This window comes from Pseudomonas taiwanensis, from assembly GCF_013393345.1.
Classification (GTDB): Bacteria; Pseudomonadota; Gammaproteobacteria; order Pseudomonadales; family Pseudomonadaceae; genus Metapseudomonas; species Metapseudomonas resinovorans_C.
In genome coordinates, this window is the sequence record NZ_QJRF01000042.1 from 68,833 (window position 1) to 89,211 (window position 20,379).

General features: G+C 55.1%; 18 protein-coding genes. 8 read left to right on the forward strand and 10 right to left on the reverse strand.

The window, feature by feature from the left end:
* Positions 1-372: 372 nt before the first annotated feature.
* The 10 genes from DM872_RS08035 to DM872_RS08080 form a co-directional block, all read right to left on the reverse strand.
* Positions 373-1,062, reverse strand: coding sequence for a nucleotidyltransferase family protein (locus DM872_RS08035; RefSeq protein ID WP_179058970.1), 690 nt, complete (start codon positions 1,060-1,062; stop codon positions 373-375).
* Positions 1,062-1,646: a D-sedoheptulose 7-phosphate isomerase gene (locus DM872_RS08040; RefSeq protein ID WP_179058971.1), complete on the reverse strand. Its 585-nt coding sequence runs from the start codon at positions 1,644-1,646 to the stop codon at positions 1,062-1,064. The genes DM872_RS08035 and DM872_RS08040 overlap by 1 nt, the downstream gene beginning before the upstream one ends.
* Positions 1,646-2,500: a GHMP family kinase ATP-binding protein gene (locus DM872_RS08045; RefSeq protein WP_256873324.1), complete on the reverse strand. Its 855-nt coding sequence runs from the start codon at positions 2,498-2,500 to the stop codon at positions 1,646-1,648. The genes DM872_RS08040 and DM872_RS08045 overlap by 1 nt, the downstream gene beginning before the upstream one ends.
* A gap of 196 nt (positions 2,501-2,696) precedes the next feature.
* Entirely contained in the window at positions 2,697-3,434 is a 738-nt protein-coding gene (locus DM872_RS08050) for a methyltransferase domain-containing protein (protein ID WP_179058973.1), read from the reverse strand.
* Position 3,435: 1 nt separating this feature from the next.
* Positions 3,436-4,188 (reverse strand): TylF/MycF/NovP-related O-methyltransferase, encoded by a 753-nt coding sequence (locus DM872_RS08055; RefSeq protein ID WP_179058974.1) that lies wholly within the window; start codon positions 4,186-4,188, stop codon positions 3,436-3,438.
* 32 nt (positions 4,189-4,220) lie between these two features.
* Positions 4,221-8,783, reverse strand: coding sequence for a methyltransferase domain-containing protein (locus DM872_RS08060; RefSeq protein WP_179058975.1), 4,563 nt, complete (start codon positions 8,781-8,783; stop codon positions 4,221-4,223).
* A gap of 18 nt (positions 8,784-8,801) precedes the next feature.
* Positions 8,802-9,488: a class I SAM-dependent methyltransferase gene (locus DM872_RS08065; RefSeq protein WP_179058976.1), complete on the reverse strand. Its 687-nt coding sequence runs from the start codon at positions 9,486-9,488 to the stop codon at positions 8,802-8,804.
* Positions 9,489-9,563: 75 nt separating this feature from the next.
* Complete coding sequence (locus tag DM872_RS08070) at positions 9,564-10,925, reverse strand: sulfotransferase (protein WP_179058977.1); 1,362 nt, start codon at positions 10,923-10,925, stop codon at positions 9,564-9,566.
* Positions 10,926-11,068: 143 nt separating this feature from the next.
* Positions 11,069-11,803, reverse strand: a complete 735-nt coding sequence (locus DM872_RS08075) for an ABC transporter ATP-binding protein (RefSeq protein WP_179058978.1) — start codon at positions 11,801-11,803, stop codon at positions 11,069-11,071.
* Complete coding sequence (locus DM872_RS08080) at positions 11,803-12,543, reverse strand: ABC transporter permease (protein ID WP_179058979.1); 741 nt, start codon at positions 12,541-12,543, stop codon at positions 11,803-11,805. The genes DM872_RS08075 and DM872_RS08080 overlap by 1 nt, the downstream gene beginning before the upstream one ends.
* Before the next feature lie 618 nt (positions 12,544-13,161).
* Here DM872_RS08080 and DM872_RS08085 point away from each other — a divergent pair.
* The 8 genes from DM872_RS08085 to rfbD form a co-directional block, all read left to right on the forward strand.
* On the forward strand, positions 13,162-14,286 hold the full coding sequence (locus DM872_RS08085; protein ID WP_179058980.1) for a glycosyltransferase family 2 protein: 1,125 nt from the start codon (positions 13,162-13,164) through the stop codon (positions 14,284-14,286).
* Positions 14,287-14,294: 8 nt separating this feature from the next.
* Positions 14,295-14,888, forward strand: coding sequence for an adenylyl-sulfate kinase (cysC, locus tag DM872_RS08090; RefSeq protein ID WP_179058981.1), 594 nt, complete (start codon positions 14,295-14,297; stop codon positions 14,886-14,888).
* A gap of 50 nt (positions 14,889-14,938) precedes the next feature.
* Positions 14,939-16,141 carry a glycosyltransferase family 2 protein gene (locus DM872_RS08095; RefSeq protein ID WP_373273690.1) on the forward strand — a complete coding sequence of 401 codons (1,203 nt, stop codon included), beginning with the start codon at positions 14,939-14,941 and terminating at the stop codon, positions 16,139-16,141.
* Entirely contained in the window at positions 16,128-17,003 is an 876-nt protein-coding gene (locus tag DM872_RS08100; RefSeq protein WP_179058982.1) for an SDR family oxidoreductase, read from the forward strand. The genes DM872_RS08095 and DM872_RS08100 overlap by 14 nt, the downstream gene beginning before the upstream one ends.
* A gap of 217 nt (positions 17,004-17,220) precedes the next feature.
* Positions 17,221-18,285 (forward strand): dTDP-glucose 4,6-dehydratase, encoded by a 1,065-nt coding sequence (rfbB, locus tag DM872_RS08105; RefSeq protein ID WP_179058983.1) that lies wholly within the window; start codon positions 17,221-17,223, stop codon positions 18,283-18,285.
* Entirely contained in the window at positions 18,282-19,154 is an 873-nt protein-coding gene (gene rfbA, locus DM872_RS08110; RefSeq protein ID WP_179058984.1) for a glucose-1-phosphate thymidylyltransferase RfbA, read from the forward strand. Before rfbB ends, rfbA begins: the two co-directional genes overlap by 4 nt.
* Positions 19,151-19,696 carry a dTDP-4-dehydrorhamnose 3,5-epimerase gene (rfbC, locus tag DM872_RS08115; protein WP_179058985.1) on the forward strand — a complete coding sequence of 182 codons (546 nt, stop codon included), beginning with the start codon at positions 19,151-19,153 and terminating at the stop codon, positions 19,694-19,696. The genes rfbA and rfbC overlap by 4 nt, the downstream gene beginning before the upstream one ends.
* A partial coding sequence (gene rfbD / locus DM872_RS08120) for a dTDP-4-dehydrorhamnose reductase (RefSeq protein WP_179058986.1) occupies positions 19,693-20,379 on the forward strand: 687 nt, incomplete at its 3' end. The genes rfbC and rfbD, both read left to right, overlap by 4 nt.

Below are 20,379 nucleotides of genomic sequence, written 5' to 3' on the forward strand. Positions count from 1 at the left end.
CCTACTTCGGAAGCGGCGCGAAAGGTTGGCGAGTCCTCCTGTCGTGGCTTGTGCCGGTCGTAGGTGTCGGTGGTACTGATGCTGGCTTGCCCCAACCACTGCTGAACCCTGGCGAAAACTGTTTCTAGCTCAAGAGCGCGGGGGGCGGGGGGCGGGGCGAAGAAAAATAGGCGAGTACCTATTTGAGTACCTTTTAATATTAACAAAAAAGGTAATACCATTTTTATAAAGGCGTACATGACTCAGGTTTTACTCCTGGTGCCGGCACCATACATCTGTTCTCTTGGATGTTTGTCCACGCAGAACAGCAAAAAGCCCTGCTTTGGCAGGGCTTTTTCGTTCTCATCCGATAGATAACTCGTCATCGCGAGCTCATCGGTCTGACAGCATTACCTGTGCACGCTCATAGTCTTCCGGCACACCGATGTCGATAAATAATCCCGAGGTCAGGAAGACTCCGAATGGCTCGGTGTGCACAGCTTCGGACAAGTAGTCCTGTTCCAGCGAAAATGCGATTCGCGCGGCGAATCTGTCCAGTTGATCGCGTTTCAAGACGTAGCAGCCGGCATTGATGACCCCAGGTCCACTAGTCCCCTTCTCGCTAAATCCGACAATCCGACCAGATTCGATCTGCAAACGGCCATAGCGGCTCGTATCCGGGACCTCACGACCCACAATAATCGGCAATGCGTCCCTGACCCATTGTCGTTCCACAGCCTGAACCTCAAGGTCGAGATAGGTGTCGCCGTTGAACACGAAGACATGGTCAGTCCCACACTGCTCCATGGCCAGGCGGATCGCACCACCCGTTCCCAGTGGTTGGCTCTCGATCACGTGAACCAACTCAATTCCCTTGTGCTCGGTTCCAAAGTAAGCAACGACCTTCTCGGCCATATACCCCAGCGACAGGATGACTCGCGTGAATCCTTTTCTCACAAGATCATCGAGTAACAGCTCAAGAAAGGGGCGGCCTCCTACAGGAGCCATTGGCTTGGGGTTGTCGGCGACAACCGCGCGCAGGCGAGTACCAAATCCCCCCGCCAACACAATGGCTTCCGGCATCAAGCACGCTCTCCGAACATCGTACTTTCCACCAGGCCACACAGAATGTGTCCCAACACCAGATGCCCTTCCTGAATCTTGGGAGTTTCTGCGGATGGCACTTCCAACAAATGATCGCAGAGCTCGCGCATGGGTCCGCCGCGGTTCCCCGTCAAGCCGATACACACCATTCCCCTCTCCCGGGCCGCACTGAAAGCGGCTAACACATTGGGCGATTTCCCGGAGGTGGAATAGCCAATGAAGACATCCCCGGCATTTCCGTTGGCCTGCAATTGTCGGGAGAACAGCTTCTCGTAGCCGTAGTCATTACCGATGGCAGTCAGAATCGAGGTGTCTGTGGTCAGAGCAAACGCGGGCAAGCCTGGGCGATCAAAGGCGAAGCGGCTCACGAACTCCGCCGCGATGTGCTGTGCATCCGCCGCACTACCACCGTTGCCCGCCAATAGAATCTTGCCGCCCGCGCGAAGGCACGCCAGGCATGCTATCGCAGCGTGCTCAACTCGTTCGAGCAAGGCCATGTCCATGGCCATCGCTGACATGACCCGGTTCGCTTGCTCGATCTGCTGCACGATAAATTCACGCATCAAATCCTCCAGGCTTGGGTGCCGTACTTGGTGAAGTGGCAGTTACTGACCTGGCCGTCGAAACGACCCAGCGTCCGAATGACATCCATGCGCTTCTCGGTCGGTACGAAAAACATCATGAACCCACCTCCGCCGGCCCCGGAGACCTTTCCGGCCAGAGCCCCGGAATCGATCGCAGCATTGTAAATATCGTCGATCACTGAATTGGAAACTGTCTTGGCTGACTGCTTCTTGCTTTCCCAACCAAGTTTCAGCGACTCGACGATGCCAGGAATGTCACCACGCAGCAGACACTCCTTCATTACCAATGCCTGGTGCTTCAGGCCGTGCATCGCATCAATGGTCTGCTGTGAACCTGACTCAACGTTGCGACTCTGGTCGGCGATGATGCGAGCCGATTCACGCGACACACCGGTATAAAACAGCACGAGGGATGCTTCCAACTCGCAGACTATCCAGTTCTTGATCCGCAGCGGATTGATCACCGCATGCTCATCCGAATAGAACTCCATGAAGTTGAAGCCGCCGAAAGTCGCCGAATACTGGTCCTGCCGCCCACCTTGAAGATGACAGTCCACCCTCTCGATCTTGTAAGCCAGTTTCGCAATCTCATAGTCATCAAGCGGTAAGTTCAAAAGCTCGACGAATGCGCGGATCATCACGACCACGAGGGTAGAAGAGGATCCGAGTCCGGAACCGGCCGGCGCATCGCAAAAAGTATCCAACTCCAGCGGGATCGCGCGCCCCGAGTTGAAGTGAACGATCATGTGGTTGTAGACCGCCTTGTGCAGGTCAAGCTTGCCATCAAGCGCCATGATCTGGTGGCGCTTGGGCACTTCCAGTTCTTCGGACAATTGCTGATCCGTTGAAACAAGACGCACCAAAGGTTGGTCCAGCAGACGGATTACTGCATATGCGTAACGATCGATCGTAGCGTTCAGTACATAGCCGCCGTGGACATCCGCGTAGGGGGAAACGTCGGTTCCCCCGCCAGCGAGACCTAAGCGCAATGGAGCTCGAGCCCGGACTATCATGGCGCACCCTCGTTGTTCAGATTGGAGAATCGTTTTCGAACGGAGGCTTTCCTTGATTCGACTGTTTCATGCCACGCATGTCGTCGCGGTACTGGTTCAAATGCAGTAGCACTTCACGATCAGGCTGCTGCTGCGACCTTGTCCAGCGCCCGCCGGACTTGACCTCATCCGCGGGACGTTTGCGAATGATTAGCTCGATGCCACATTCTCCGATTGGAGTTAATGTCTGATCGAAACGCGGCAGTTCAAATCTGTAGCTTGACGATAACTGCTCGATCTTTAGAACTTCGGCACTGGGCTCAAGTGCTTGAACCAACTCCAGGATGTTGACTGAGCGAGTGCTCCACGAGCTTTTCTTGTATATCGTGAAAGTCCACTTATGGTCGTGATTGAATGTGCTCGGAAACTCACCCTGCTCGTACAGGTCCTCGTCGGGAATGGTAATTATCAAGTAGCCATTGGGCGACACGACGCGAAACCAGTTTCTGATCCCCTCGACTGGATCGACCAAATGCTCTAGGCAGTGACTGCTATGAACAAAGGAGTAAGTATCATCCCCTACTCCAGCAAGGAACTGGGCGTCTCCGTCTTCCCAGTCCCAGGTTTTTACGCTATCAACCAGGGGAAACAGTTCCTTGTAAAGAACCAAGGGGTCAGGCTTTCCACCGATATCCAAACCGCTCCCAACAAAGTATTTTCTCAGGAAATTGGAATCTGACAGCCTTCTCGGAATTGATTTACTGCACTCTTTCATATCAAGCAGCTCCGCCGAAAATCCGAAACACGAAGTGGGGCCAGATCTGCTCGGAGTTAAGTCCATCCCGGCGGATCAGCAAGTTTTCGACGACTTCGGTGGCGCCGATGCAACTCGAAACGGTTGCATCATCGAAAACGACATATCCGCCATCGACCATGTAAGGCTTGACCCCTTCGTAGGAAACCTGAAGAGCAGATGCGATATCGCAGTCAATATGGGCCAATGCAATTCTTCCGGCGTCCGCCATTACGCCTTGGTTCGTGTCCTCGAACAGGCCTTTGACCGTGACCAGGTTATCCAGTCCCAATTCGGAAACCCGGCGCTGCAGCGCCTCGAGGTCCACGTCAGCAAAGTCGCCAGCATTGTGGGCATCGACAGCCTTGTCTGTAGACGGCATACCCTCGTAGCTATCAAGTGCGTAAACCTTGACTCCGGGATAAAGACGCTTCGCCACGTAAGCCATGAATATGGCACTACCGCCACGATAAGAGCCGTATTCAACAATGTGACCAAAGGGTATTTCGGGCAGATAAAACTTGAGCAGAAGATAGATATTCATCCTGTTCTCTTCGCTCATGATGGTTCTGTCTCTGGCTAGGGAAAAAGCCTCCTTGTAAAGCGGATCTTGAAGGATCCGTTCCCTTAGCCCGCCGAACTGTATACCCCAACCTCGCTGATATCCCTCGTAGACATTCCGTCCATTTCTTATTCCTTGAGCCATCCCCTTCAAATCAGGCAACTGCAGTTCCATCAGCGTATCCTCAGAATTCAGATTACGTAACGTCAACTCTTGGCTGCATAGATGTAGTGCTGGCCCGCTCCCAGATGGCCATAAAGCTCAGACCAGTAAAATCGGAGTTCTACCGTTGTGAACCCGGCGTTCCTTATGTCTTGCAGGAACGACCATCCGAAGTCAGTGAAAACGAGGCTGCCATCATTGGAAACGGGATTGCCGTGGAAAACCGGTGGGAGAATATGCTCAACCTCTCCGTTGATAACCCGTGCCCGCTGCACGCACTGTTTATGGTCCAGATGGAAAGGAACAGTCAGCAATAACTCCCCGCGAGGCCGCAGTACCCTGTACGCCTCCATCAAGGCGGCCTTGGGCTCGACCACATGCTCAAGCACATCATTGCTGATAATGAGATCGAAGCTGTCGTTGGTGAAACTCAGCCGCTCGACGTCCTCATGCCTGATTCCGTTGATGTGAGCGCCCGGTGCCACATCGGGCCCCAAGTATTCGCTGCCCACGCACTGGACCTTGGGGAGTGCCGCACATACCCACTGATAGATAGAAGTCACCTGCTCCATCAGATAGACGTCTGGACGTTTATCGCGATGATGCTTCACTGCTGTCCTTGCAGCGCAAGCGGTCGCGCGCTGCCGATTGTTCAATCCACAGCCAGGGCAAACCAAGCGCTCACGCCAGTTGGGTATCCAGTTGGCCTTGTCCCTGATTGCGCCGCACTGAGTGTCGACCAGAAACTCGGTTTGTTTCTCGCAGACGCGGCAGTAGCCCGCCAGATGGTAGGCGTCGCTGGCGCTATTTGCGGAAATGATGTCCCACTCCGTTTGCCGAGCACGTTTTGTATCGGCGGTCTCAATCCAGTGTTGGAACTCCTGCCAGTTGCTTATCGACCGGGTTCTTTCATAGGGATCGCTGGCCTGATCGGGAATGAACTTCCCTATCCCGCCCACGTCCGTACCGACGGGCAGGGTGAAACCTCGTTCCATGGTTTCATGAGTAGGCACGCCTACTTTTTTCAGCATACGTCGGACAATGTCCATTCCTGCCTGGAGGGAGAAAGTGCGCTGGACATAGTCAAGGCCGCCCCTGGAGAAGGATTCCCACAACTGATGATCGCCATGAAGGCGAACTACCGCCTCGGCGAACTCAAGCGGGTCGTCCACCACGCAAACTCCGTCGCCGTCTTGCAGGCCCATTCCCTCGGCGCCGATAGTCGTGGAGACACAAGGCAAGCCATAGCTGAGGCTGGTGCCGATCTTGCCCTTGATGCCGGCGCCATACCGTAGCGGGACGACACTCAGCAAGCTTCGGTCCAGCACCTCGCGCAGGTCGGCGACGTACCCCACCACTTCGATTCCATTGCCTGCCAGGGCGAGTATCGCCGGGGGCATACGGCTGCCAACGATTCGGAAACGAATGTCGGGCAGACGGGCCCTGATCAGCGGGAATATTTCCTTGGCGAAATAGAGCACGGCATCGACGTTGGGTTGATGCTGGTAACCACCTATGAATACCAAGCCGTTTCGCTGGGAGAACTGCACCTTGGTCCCCGGAATATCGATGGCCCAAGGGAAAAGAAAAATTCTCTCGCTACTGGCGCTCGACACCAACTCAGCAGCCAGCTGCTCTGCCTCATAAGTGCTGTGCACTATTGTTCCATCGACAGATTCTATTACCTGGAGCTCTCGAGTCTTTGTCCGCTCTGCCTCGTTCAGCTGCGCCTGCGAGCCGGAGAGCGTGGCTTCACGCATTTCTCTCAAATGATGAAGATCAGAAGTGTGGAAGATGATCTTCGCGCCCCGGCAATACTTGCGAAGCAGGCGCATGTTCCGCTCGGCGGCCAACATACGGAACACTACCACCACATCATACTGATCCCCGAAGTCACTCAAATGTTGCTCGATCGAACTCACGTAGGGGGCATACAGGCACTCGATCCCTATTCTCTGCAAATCCTTGGTATAGGGGTCCATATAGAGGAAATTATCCTCGGGGACGAATGTGACCTTGAATCCGAGAGCCTGGAAAATGCGCATCATGTTAATGATGGTGATGGATCCGGCGTCCTGGTCTGGAGTCGGCGTGCAATGGTCAAGGAACAGTACGCGCGCCCCCACGCAACGATCCTTTTCTGTGTGAGGAGAAACGCCAGGCGTCCCGTGCGAGGCCATTACCGATTGCCAACGCTCGAACAGTTTCTTCGCATTCGCTACCTGGTAGGCCTTGACGCCGCCTGTTACTTCCTTGCCGGAAGTGACGCCCTCAAAATGCACAACTTCTGACAAGGGTTGATAGACGACGCGATGACCGGCCTGACGGACGCGGAAAGCCAAGTCCGAATCCTCGCCATAGGCTGGTAGAAAATGTTCGTCGAACCCGCCAAGGCGCTTGTAAAGAACCCGGCTTATCGCGATGGATGCACCAGAACAATAGTCAACGTCTCGGGCGTAGGAAAACTCCGGTCCGAGCGGGTCCTGCATCCGACCAAAGTTCCAGGCGGAACCATCCTGCCAGATAATTCCTCCCGCCTCCTGCAGGCGCCCATCCGGATAAACGAGTTTGGAGCCAACAAGGCCAACATCTGGAATACAGTTGAATGTCTCGACCAACTCATCCAGCCAGCCGGGGCGAACAACCGTGTCGTTGTTCAGCATTACCAACAATGATCCACGCGAAACTTCAGCACCGTTATTACAGGAACGGATGAAGCCAAGATTCTTCTTGTTCCTAACTACACGGACACCCTTGATCGTCTTCAACATATCCAGGGTGTCATCAGTAGAGCAGTCGTCAACCACAATGACTTCGAAACTGTAGTTGGAACGGTGCGACTGCAGCGAAAGCAGGCAGCGATAGGTGTAGCCAGCCTGCCCGTAAACCGGAATGACTATGGAAACAACTGGCTTGTCCGGCAGGTAAATCTCGAATCCGCCAGCGATGCCCGTCGGCTCGCTCTCTACATCGTGCCTTCGAAGCCCTTCCCCGAGCCCGGATTGCCACAGCTTATAAGACAGCGTATGTGAAAAAAGCCTCGGAAAGATCCGGTAGCAAGCACCCTTCAATCGATTGCGCGTGACAACCGAAACGGGAAGGCGGTGGTAGATCTTGCGCAACACTGCGATCAGGAAGCTGCCGGGATGTTCGAGGGCGAATCGCACCACGGCATTTATGCGTCGAAGTGGCGCCGTCAGCCTCCAGGAGCGTGAGTTTTGAATCAGATTCAGCGTTGCCGTGAGCTCTTCTAGCTGCCCAACAAGCGTGCGACGCTCCTCTTCCGTGGCACGCGCAAGTTCCGCAATACGAGTCTCACTCTCTATCGAGTGCTGAGTCAGAACTCTGATCTCGTTTCCGCGTTGGACCGCTAACAAATCCTGGGCGCGAATCCGAACATCACGCTCCTGCAGCGAAAGCTCCAGTTCGCCAATCAGGTCACCATGCTGGACCACCAGCTCGTTCAGTTCGGCGGCCTGCTCATCTTTCCGTTGTAGCAACGTATCAAGCTCGGACACTTGCTGATCCCTTTCCAGCAAGAGCCGATTCAATACCTCTAGACGCTCATCATGCTCGATAACCAATTGATTGAGACGAAGGACCTGTTCGCCTCTCTCGGTAACGTCTTGGAGTCGAACGGCCAACTGGTTGTCGCGCTCCATCAAATTCCGATTAAGCGCATCAATCTGCCCGTCGCGCTCAGTTATAGACTGGACAAGCTCGATGGCACGCCCATCCCGCTCAAGTATTGTCTTGGTCAGGCTGACAACGTGTGAGTCCCTTTCGGATAACGCCAGGCTCAGATTGCGAATCTGGTCGCGACACTGTCCGACCATCTCATCGAGATTCTGCGCCCACCGGGCGAAGCCGACGTACTGCTTGACCAGATCCAGGTTCCCGGGGCTCAGTACAGACGCTCCCACTGTCGGCACCAGGTCCGCACTCGCCGCACAGATCGCTATGAAGTAAACCGGTTCGACCAGACGTCCGGCCGTGGGCCGGAGTTGTACGCCATCGTCCTGCCATGCACGAAACGACCGCGGCTCGCCGATCAGAGGCTGGATAACGGAGCCCATCAGCATTCGCTGCCCCAGGTAGCGGACAGCGGGGAACTGGGCACGCAGCAACTCATCGAGTTCCTCAAGGTCGAGTTCCTTCACGTGAAACTCGTTGTGGCCGCCACTCTCGAGCGCATAGACAGGGCGGTTAGGTGAAGAGATGACGAGAACACCGTCCTTGCGCAGCACCCTTCGCACCTCGGCAAGCATCTCCGACTGCTCAGCCAGGTGTTCGATAGTTTCGAAGGAAACAACCACATCGAAAGTTTCGTCGGCATAGTCGATAGCAGAGGCGCTTCCTTGTTTGAAGGTAAGGTTGTCCTTCGCATAGGTACGCGATGCATGCACGATGGCGTCTTCAGAAACATCCACCCCCACCACTAACTCTGCGGAAGATGCAATTACAAAGGAGCCATAACCTTCGCCACAGGCGATATCGAGAACGCTTTTTCCTTCAACAAGATCAAGCACCAACGCATAGCGGTGGTAATGTTCAATTCGAATCTTGCCCTGTTCGGACGGAACAAAGCGCTCTCCTGTAAACTCCATTACTAGCCCCTTTGATTTTTATTTCTTAGCAATCAAAACCAGCGCCGATGGATACTCCAAAGCAAAAAACTCACAACTTGAAAACCCCGCCCTGAGTACGATCTTCCAGACATCCAAGCCGAATTCGGTCACAACCAATTGATCGTCTGAGGACTCACTCTCTGCGCCGTGATAACTTGGCGAGAGACCAAATCTTGAGCGACTCAATCTATCCACAATTATTGGAACGGTAAAAATACAACGACCTTTGTCTCTCAATACTCTTCGGCATTCAGAGAGCGCCCTTTCCGGATTAGAAACATGCTCCAGGGTATCCGAATGAATCACCACATCAAAACTAGATGCTTCCAGAGAAAAATCCAGCATGTCCTGCTCGGGAAATTCGACCAGCCGATGGGATGGCATCTTGCAAAGGACGGGAGTGAGATTCCCAGCTCGATTCACCTCAAGCAGTCGAAGGTCGCACCTCTCACAAAACTCGCGCAAAGTACCATTGAAGTCATACTCCCTCGTAATAGCCCTAGCCAGAGCAAGACTTCGCAAATTGTTAGAGCATTGGGTGCAATAGAATCCCTGCTGACGGTTTATATAGTCGACTTCTGAAGTGACAAGCTGCCAGGCATTAATCAAACCGGGCCAGAGCACCTCGCGCTCGGCGAATTCATTGGCACCGCAAACAGGACAAGTTTCTGCAAATGATCGCATGTCCACACCGCAGCTCAAGAGGTTCACGTCAAAGCACAGGTCTCTGAACAATACGCTCTCAGACGCCCTGCCACTTTACATATTCTTGCTTATATGCGTCTTGACCAACCGAAACGAGACTTCGCGCGCATCGAAACTATCGTCCATATGGGCAATGGGTACAAACGCCATGGAAGCAATCAGATCGATGATGGTAAACCCGCCTTTACGCCCCATCGGCTTTAAGTCATCCGCCTCAATCTTAAACTCCAATGAAAAGACGTGCCGCCCAGCGCCAACCCTAGCTACTTCCCTGGATAGCCCATCCAATTCCAGACGCAGCTCAACGTCTTTCGGAATTTGTTGAGGAAAGATACTCATAAATTGCAAGTTAACCGTATGGGTGCAGCGCTCCGCTGCATATACAACCATACGCGCCTTCCTTTTCATCCACGGATTCGCTTCTTCCAGATGAAATCCTGACATTGGAACGACCTTTGTGGAAATGCCTATTTCCTCAAACTCATAACCCACGTCGTATCCATAATCAGCTAGGACATCATCGGTATAACCAAAGGCCGCCCTCACATTCCTGGTCAGAGCGAGCACCTTCCAAGCATCCTGAGAGGACATGGACCCTATGCCACATTTCACATCGAACCGTTTATAACTTACTGATGCGAATTCAGAACCTTCCCTGCCAATCTTTCCATTTACAAAATCAATCACGCGATCCTCGGGAGCCACTCCAAATTTCGAGTACATATCTTTCACTATGGCCGCAGGGTCTTTAGCCATGTCTTCATAGCGAATTGAAAAGCCGCCACCAGAAGACTTCATCACCTTTTGCGCTGCCTCTCCATATTCAAGGTACATACCGATGCCTGCTTCGATATCTCCCTTGAACAAATCTGAATAGGCGTCTCCCCCCTCGACTCTTGCCTTCATCGAGCGAAGCACACCAAAAGGCTCGCGTACGACAACCAGTTTTTTCAACGAAGAGTCCGCATCGAAATCTGACATCGCAAAAATATTGCTTGGCGTCTTTTCGCCAAGGAAAGGCCGCGGCATCACCCTGCCGAGACGTTCTCGCAAGATAGAAAGACTACTTCTGTAAAGATCTTCACCAAACATTTGGCATTCGAGACGCTCTCTGATTGCCGCAGTGATGAAATCAACATCGTGCTCGTGAAATATGATATTTGCCGGATGCGTCCCCTGGCCGACATTGAAGCGCGGCATCTCGATCATGGAAATAGTGAGTTGCCTATGCAGGTAATCAATGACTGGCCCAAGCCTGTCCTTTCGGCACGGCAAACTTCCGAACATGCTGTGGATCAAGGGTAATAAATGCGTCTCGCCCGCATAGCAAAAAATATCTTTCTGCAGAGACATCAGGATTGCGGCCACCGTTGTACCACCGCGCGGCATTCCCCCGACCAAAAAATCCAACTGCATCAAATACCTCCGCATCCAGTCGCCACTCAAGCAGTGAGCCAATGAGTGAAATTATTATGCTTCCTCATTAGCAACTACCGCATACGTCAAAGTCGCTCTGAAATGGTTGGAAATTTCCGTTTATCCATCGCGCTGCGCCTTGGTCAAATTGCGGCAGCGATGGGCCTCGCCGCCGGTGGTGCCTGGCGCTGCGAGCTATATAAATCGAAAACTTCTTCAACCGACCCCACATGCTTTACAACGTTGTCTTCAATCCAAACAACCCTGTCGCATAACTCTTTGACAACAGGTAATACATGTGACACAAGCACCACAGTTTTTTCGGACTTAATTAATCGCTTCATTTCAGCAGAAGACTTTATTCTAAAATCCTCGTCTCCGACGCCAAGAATTTCGTCCACTAAAAGAACATCGGGGTCAACCTGAATTGCAACCGAGAACCCCAATCGCGCGCGCATCCCCGATGAATAGGTATGCAATGGCTGATCGATAAAATCTCCAAGGTCTGAAAACTCTATGATCGCATCGAGCCGGCTCGCTATTTCATGCTTGCGCAGCCCCAACAACATCCCACTCAATAAAGCGTTTTCCCTGCCAGTCAAATGCGGCATGAACCCAACGCCAAGGGCCAACAAGGACACCCGCGCACCATGATTCATGACCTCACCACTATCTGGCGCGATAATTCCAGCCATCAACTTCAAGAGCGTACTTTTTCCCGCACCATTTCGGCCGATAACTCCAACCGTCTCGCCACGCCTGAGCTCAAGCGAAATGTTATGGAGCGGCGTATATCTAGACCACTTTAGAAATCCCTTCCGCAACGGATATGAGACCGTTACATCCCTGAGGCTAATCAGAACGTCGCCATTGGACATTAGAAACCCACCTTCCCATATCGACGATCAAGTTTTCTGAGGAGATAAACCCCAATGAAACCCACAATCAGGGAGAATGACAGGATAAGAGCAATATGAGAGGGATTTGGCCATTGGCCATAGATCATTACGCTACGATATTCGCTTATCAGAGCCGCCATCGGATTCAATAGCAAATAGCTTCTAATTGGCTCATGAACATCATTTAAATTGAAGAAAACTCCAGACATGAAGAAAACTAGCATCATTCCATTATCGATGACGACTTTCAGGTCGGGTAAAAAGGGGGTGACGGCTCCGGTCAACATCGCCACTGCTGTCACCATAGCGAACTGCGCAAGCAGGATTATTGGCAAAGACAGCCAGGACGGTCGGGCATCTACTCCGTAGACGAGTAGAAACACAATGAAAACCAAGAAGACCGGGATGAATCTTGCCGTACTTCCAAACACGGCAATCAGAGGAAATACAAATTTAGGAACATACACCTGCTGCAGTAAACCGCTATGCACATGTACAGACTGCCCTCCCCCTTTGACACCACTGTCGAACCACTTCCAGACTACAGCCCCGCAAAGAAAAACAGGAACGAAATCCGGGCCACCGCGATGAAGAATAACAACAAGCAGTATATAGAACGCCGCCAAATACAGAATCGGCTCTATTAGCCACCACATTACACCAAGATAGGAGCGCGCCGCTTCAGCCTTCAAGTCCGTGTACGACTTGTAAATAATCAACTCAATACAGTTCCGACACCCCATCACTGCACCTCTTGGTCGCTAAACATTAAACAACCAGCTTTCAGGCAGTCCATTTTCTAATCTCTTCATAATCAGGAGATATGCCCCAGTTACATTTCGCCTATCGACAGGCGAATAACTCCTGACCCCATGGGAGGAAAGTCATAGCCCATCCCTGACGGTTTTTCAAATCACCCCCCCAAGAAGATTCACTACGAAATCAGATGACACCGCCCGCTGAATAGGACTGGCGTACTCCATTAGTTGGCTTTTCACGGCGCTAGATGAGTCCGGCGGGATCCAGCCCAGGCCGCTCACAGCGGACGTCACGTCCAGTGCGAACAGAGCTTGCTGTAGAAAAAATCAGGATTTCCTAGCCACTCTTGATTTCTGGTCTAACCTTGCATTGAAAGCTCTAACGCAAGCAGGCAAAACATATTAATAGCCGACTAACTTACTGGCGCGACCGAGAGACTTTCCAGAAATAATTTACCAGTTCAGTATTTGATTTTTTCTCATTACTCAGAACTCACGATAACTTTCATTTTTATTGCTCCACTATGACTCTGCCGAAACACAGCGAAATGCATATAAAATTTTCCAGTAAGGCAGCGCATGAAACCCGACATCTCTGGCCATTTGGACAACCATAACCAGGACCACAGCGGCACCCCTGTGAAGATTGGTGTGCTGGTCGTTTGCTGGCACAACTTCGACTTGCTCGACAAGTGCCTTCTAGCTCTTTCCGGGCAAAGCATCGATATTCACAGAACGGTGGTGATAGACAACTCTAGCGATCATTCCCCACTGGAATTAAATGCGCCCAGACCGGCGAATACTCTTTACATCAAGCTTGATGAGAATGTGGGCTTCGCCAAAGCCAACAACATCGGAATCGAGCATCTAAGAGACTGCACTTGGGTCGCGCTCATAAACCCTGACGCGTTTCTCGCTTCCAACTGCCTGGCAGAGCTGCTTCAAGCAACGGTCGATCATCCCGAGGCAAGCAGCTTCGCCGCCGTCACATTGAATGAGTCCAATCCTGAACTGTTGGATGGTGCCGGCGACGCGTACCACATAAGCGGCCTCTGCTGGCGCCATGGATATGGCCGCGCGGCAAATAGCTGCTCATTGTTGGACACCGAGATTTTCTCTCCTTGCGCAGCAGTAGCCCTCTATAGACGAGAGGTGTACGAAGCTCTGGGGGGCATGGACGAGGACTATTTCTGCTATTGCGAAGACGTGGATCTTGGGTTCCGAATGAGGCTAGCCGGACACAAGAGCCGGTTGATCCCATCCGCCCAAGCATTGCATGTGGGCGCAGCATCGACGGGCGGACAGCACAGCGACTTCGCGCTTTATCACGGTCATCGCAATCTGGTCTGGACCTTTGTGAAAAACATGCCGGCATCGCTGTTCTGGCTTTTTCTTCCAGTCCACCTGTTCATGAATCTGGCGACTCTCCTGATTTACACCGCGCGAGGCAAAGGATTGGTCCTGTTTCGCGCCAAGCGAGATGCTCTGATGGGGCTTCCCGCGGCTTGGCGCAAACGCCAGAAGATCCAGGCGAATCGTTCGGTGAGTTCGCGAGAAATTCTAAGAGTGCTGGACATCAGTCCATTTATCGATCGCAAACCGGAACCGCTTAAACAGCCCAGCGAGCAGAAAGCGCCGCGACCATGGGCTAGCAACTCAATGGATCGCTGCTCGAAATCATCTCGAGAGAAGAATCCGGGATAGGGGGAGAAATGAACGCTACCAATATCGTTTGGCACGACGGCCAAGTATCTCGGGAATCTAGAGTAGGTTTTTTCGGCCATATTCCAGCCACGCTATGGATGACCGGACTTAGCGGCGCCGGAAAATCTACACTTGCATTCGCCATGGAAGCCCGGCTCCTGGAACTCGGACATGCGTCTTTCGTGCTGGATGGGGACAACGTACGCCACGGGTTGAACCGAGACCTCGGATTTTCCCAATCGGACCGCAGCGAGAACATTCGGCGCATTGCGGAAGTCGCCAAGCTTATGAACGACGCAGGTCTGATCGTAATCACTTCGTTCATTTCGCCGTTTCGCGATGATCGGCAAATCGCCAAGCAAATCATCGGCGAGGAGGCCTTCTTCGAAGTACACGTGGCAACCTCGTTGGATGTGTGCGAACGGAGGGATACAAAAGGACTCTATCGTCGTGCTCGAGCGGGCATGGTGCCTGAGTTCACCGGCATCAACTCCCCATACGAGCCACCCGTGGCACCAGCGGCGGTCGTGGACACAGAAGTCCATAGCATCGACGTGGCAATCGATCTGCTTATCTCAAAATTCATTCGGAAAAAGCCCTGATCAGCTTCGCCGTGTGAATTTTGATCCAACCACAGATTTGGAGATAGGCAGTGGACGGTAAACGAAGGAATCCGCCATCGATCACCGAGCTTCCTGGCTGGCAGGAGAATGTCTACTCGCTGCCGCTCACAGAATCCTCCTCGAATTACGCAGCTGATCGGCAGCTTTCCCGTAACGAGCCGTTAGCGAAGTATCCGCATCCCTTCCCCCTTACGCCGCCTATGGGGAAGAAATCAGAAACGGAGGCCAATCCTTTTGAGGACGACCATTTCTGCGGTGACCCTACTTCGCTTAATCACTCTGAGCGCCTGGCATCGGAAATGGCGTACACCGATGAAGCTCCCCTGGAGTTCCCCATCGCCTCCGCCGAAGTTTCCATCGTCATCGTCAACTACAACTCGGGGACGTACTTGAGCCGCTGTTTGACGAGCTGCGCTGCGCAATCCGCCGAAGTGATAATTGTCGATAACGCATCCACGGACAGCAGCCTGGCGCTGGCGCAAAGCACCGCTCCTGACGGCATCGAACTCAAGATCATCCGCAACGATACCAATGTTGGATTTTCCCGCGCTTGCAACCAGGGAGTGGCCTTGGCGAGGGGGAATTATCTTCTTTTCCTGAATCCGGACTGCGTCATCGAGAAACATGCGGTCGGCTGGCTTCTGCAGGCGGTGGATGCCCCGGACATCGGCATGGTAGGTGGCCTCCTGCTCAATCCAGACGGAACAGAACAAGCAGGAGGAAGGCGGGCGGTGCCGACACCATGGCGGACGTTTGTGCGGGCCTTTGGCCTGCAAGGGCTAGCACAACGTTATCCCCGGCTTTTCGACGATTTTCTGCTCCACCAGACGCCGCTTCCCTCGGAAGTGATCGATGTGGAAGCCATATCGGGCGCCTGCATGCTCGTACCGCGTCATGCATTCGACAAGATTGGGCCGTTGGACGAAGGTTATTTCATGCACTGCGAGGACCTGGACTGGTGCATGCGCTTCAGGATCGGCGGATTGCGAGTCAGCTTCCAGCCACGCGCGCGAGTGCTGCACTACAAGGGTCGCTGTAGTGTTAACCACCCCTTCGCGGTCGAGTGGCACAAGCATCGGGGCATGGTGCGGTTCTACAAGAAATTTTTCCGCCATCAGTATCCCGGCGTCCTGATGATGACGGTTTCTCTGGGGATATGGCTGCGCTGTTCCGCTGTGTTTTGTTATTTGCTGATTCGGCGACCGTGGACGCAACACGATGAAAACCAATGATCCCTGCATAGGGGTACTTGGTGCTCGTTGCTCCGTCGGTTCAAGCCTGATCCCTATCCTCGCTACGCGCGGCAAGGTCGTCGCTTTTAGCCGGCACCCACGGCCCGGGCATTCTCACGACTTGGTGGAATGGGCTTCGACGCCTGGACCTCTAGGCGACAACTCTCAGGACCTGCACCAGATTGATCTGTGGATCAGCCTCCTGCCGATCTGGATACTTCGCGACATCCTGCCGTATTTGGCGGCCATGGGGGCGAAGCGCATCGTAGCGATGTCGTCCACCAGTGTTTTGGCCAAGCAGGATTCGCCTGATCCACGTGAGCGTGAACTTGCGGTGCGATTGGCAGAAGGCGAAGCGGCTTTGCTCGATTGGGCAGCAGGGAATGATATAGAGGTCGCAATCCTTCGACCCACGATGATTTATGGCAACGGTCGGGACGCAAACCTTTGCGCAATCGCGAAGATGATCCGGACTTTTGGGTTCTTTCCGGTAATAGGAAATGCATCCGGCTTGCGCCAGCCGATCCATGCCGACGACTTAGCGTCAGCTTGCGCCGTCGCTATCACGATTCCCCAGGTAGGGAAAATCTATACCTTGTCTGGTGGAGAAGTCCTGACCTATCGGGAAATGCTTGTTCGTCTTTTCACGAACCTGGGCAAACCAGTCCGCATCCTGTCCCTACCTTCGCTCCTTTTCGAACTCATATTGCCACTCATCAACTTGATCCCGCGTTACCGCAACTGGACTGTGGGGATGGCCCAGCGCATGAACTCTGATCAAGCGTTTCCGCATACGGATGCGTACAATGACCTGGATTTCCGGCCGCGCAACTTTGAGCTGAGGCCCGAAGATCTGCCCTGAGGCACATTACCCCGAAGGTATGTCCCACGCCCGAAACTACTCGCAGCCCAGGAGCTGAAAGCGGTTCGCCTGCTAGACCGATATCGGCCGCTGGCCAGGAAACGCACCAGGAGTAGCGGCTATCACGCCTGGACTATCAACCCAGGGGGCAGAATTCGTCCATTTCAGAGGAAGGTGCACCTTTGCAAGCCCTTGCTGTTCAGGAGCGGTAAACAACATGCGAATTCTTGTCACTGGCGGAGCCGGCTTCATCGGTTCGGCCCTGGTTCGCCACTTGCTGACAAACACCCAGCATGAGGTGCTCAACCTCGACAAACTGACCTACGCCGGCAACCTCGAGTCGCTGGCCGCGGTCGCGGACAATCCGCGCTACCAGTTCCTCCAGGCGGATATCGCCGACAGCCAGGTTGTCGGCGCAGCGCTGGCGCGCTTCCAGCCCGACGCGGTGATGCACCTGGCCGCCGAGTCCCATGTCGATCGGTCCATCGACGGTCCCGCGGCCTTCATTCAGACCAACATCGTCGGTACCTACAGCCTGCTGGAAAGCGTGCGCGCCTATTGGCTGGGGCTGGACGCCGAACGCAAGACGGCCTTCCGCTTCCATCACATTTCCACCGACGAGGTGTATGGCGACCTGCACGGGGCGGACGACCTGTTCACCGAAACCACGCCGTATGCCCCCAGTTCGCCGTATTCGGCGAGCAAGGCGGCGTCCGACCATCTGGTCCGCGCCTGGCACCGCACCTACGGTCTGCCCGTGCTGCTGACCAATTGCTCGAACAACTACGGCCCTTATCACTTCCCCGAGAAACTCATCCCGCTGATGATCCTCAACGCCCTGGAAGGCAAGCCCCTGCCGGTGTATGGCGACGGCCAGCAGGTGCGCGACTGGCTGTTCGTCGAGGACCACGCCCGGGCGCTGCTGGAAGTGGTCAGCCGCGGCACGGTGGGCGAGACCTACAACATCGGCGGGCATAACGAGCAGAAGAACCTCGATGTGGTTCGGGCCATCTGCGCCCTGCTGGAAGAGCTGGCGCCGCACAAGCCCGCCGGCGTGGCCCGCTTCGAAGACCTGATCACCTACGTCAAGGACCGCCCGGGCCACGACCTGCGCTATGCCATCGACGCCAGCAAGATCGAGCGTGAACTGGGCTGGGTGCCGCAGGAAACCTTCGAGACCGGGCTGCGCAAGACGGTCCAGTGGTACCTGGATAACCTCCCGTGGTGCCAGCGCGTGCAGGACGGCAGCTATCAACGTGAACGCCTGGGAGCAGCAGTATGAAAGGGATAGTCCTCGCGGGCGGTTCCGGCACCCGCCTCCACCCCATCACCCTGGGGGTGTCCAAGCAACTCCTGCCGATCTATGACAAGCCGATGATCTATTACCCGATCTCGGTGCTGATGCTCGCCGGCATCCGCGAAATCCTGATCATCTCCACCCCCCAGGACCTGCCGCAGTACCGCAACCTGCTGGGCGATGGCAGTCAGTTCGGCGTGCACTTCAGCTATGCCGAACAACCGTCGCCGGATGGCCTGGCCCAGGCGTTCCTGATCGGCGAGGCGTTCATCGGCAACGACCCGGTATGCCTGATCCTGGGGGACAACATCTTCCACGGCCAGCACTTCACCGAGAAGCTCAAGCGCGCCGCGCAATCGCCCAGTGGCGCCACCGTCTTCGGCTATTGGGTGAGAGATCCCGAGCGCTTTGGCGTGGTGGAATTCGATGAGGCGGGTCGCGCCGTTTCCATCGAGGAGAAGCCGGCTCAGCCGAAGTCGAGCTATGCCGTCACCGGCCTGTACTTCTACGACAACGATGTGATCCGCATCGCCAAGGCGGTGACGCCTTCTCCGCGTGGCGAGCTGGAAATCACCGACGTCAACAACGCCTATCTGCGCCGCGGTGATCTGCGCGTCGAGCGCTTCGGTCGCGGCTTCGCCTGGCTGGACACCGGCACCCACGACAGCCTTCTGGATGCCTCCCAGTATGTGCAGACCATCGAGCACCGTCAGGGCTTGAAAGTGGCCTGCCTGGAGGAGATCGCCTACCAGAACGGCTGGATCGACAAGACGCAATTGCTGACCCGGGCCAAGGCATTCGGCAAGACCGGTTATGGCCAATACCTGTTCGACATCGCCGGAGAAGGTGCGTGAACGCGATTCCAACCGCTATCCCTGACGTCCTCATTCTCGAACCTCGCGTATTCGGCGACGAGCGCGGCTTCTTCTACGAAAGCTTCAACGCCCGCACCTTCGCCGAGGCGACCGGCGTCGAACGCCACTTCGTCCAGGACAACCACTCGCGCTCCCAGCGCGGCGTCCTGCGCGGGCTTCACTACCAGCTGCAGCAAGCCCAGGGGAAACTGGTGCGGGTCGTCGCGGGCGAAGTGTTCGACGTCGCGGTGGACCTCCGCCGCAACTCGCCCACCTTCGGGCGCTGGGTCGGCGTACACCTCTCCGCCGAAAACAAACGCCAGCTCTGGGTCCCCGAGGGTTTCGCGCACGGCTTCGTGGTCCTCAGCGATTACGCCGAGTTCCTCTACAAGACCACCGACTACTACGCCCCCGAGCATGAGCGCTGCATTCGCTGGGACGATCCCGATCTCGCCATCGACTGGCCGCTGGCCGAGGCGCCGCAGCTGTCCGCCAAGGACCAGGCCGGGGTCAACTTCAAGGACGCGGACCTGTTCGCATGAAGATTCTCATCACCGGCAATAGCGGCCAGGTGGCGCGGGAACTCCAGCTCGCCCTCGCCGGCAAGGCCGCGGTCGTGTCCCTGGGGCGCGACCGGCTCGATCTCGCCCATCCCGAGCAGATCCGCCAGCAGGTCCGTGCCCTGGCCCCCGACCTGCTGATCAACGCCGCCGCCTACACCGCGGTGGACCAGGCCGAGACCGATGCGGACGCCGCCGTCGCGATCAATGCCACGGCCCCCGGCGTACTCGCTGAAGAGGCCGCCGCCCTCGGTATTCCGCTGTTCCACTACTCCACCGACTACGTCTTTGACGGTGCCAAGCACGGCCGCTACGTCGAGGACGACCCGACCCAGCCGCTGGGCGTCTACGGCACCAGCAAACTGGCCGGCGAACAGGCGATCCAGGCCGTTGGTGGGCAGTACCTGATCCTCCGTACCAGCTGGGTTTATTCGCTGCACGGGCGCAACTTCCTGCTCACCATGCAGCGTCTGCTGCAGGAGCGCGAAGAGCTGCGCGTGGTGGATGACCAGGTAGGCGCGCCGACCTGGGCGGGCAGCATCGCCCAGGCCACGGCGCAGTTGATCGATCAGTGGCAGGCGGGCAACCGCCATTGGGGCGTCTATCACCTGACCAACCGGGGCGAAACCTCCTGGTTCGGCTTTGCCAGTGCCATCGCTGACCAG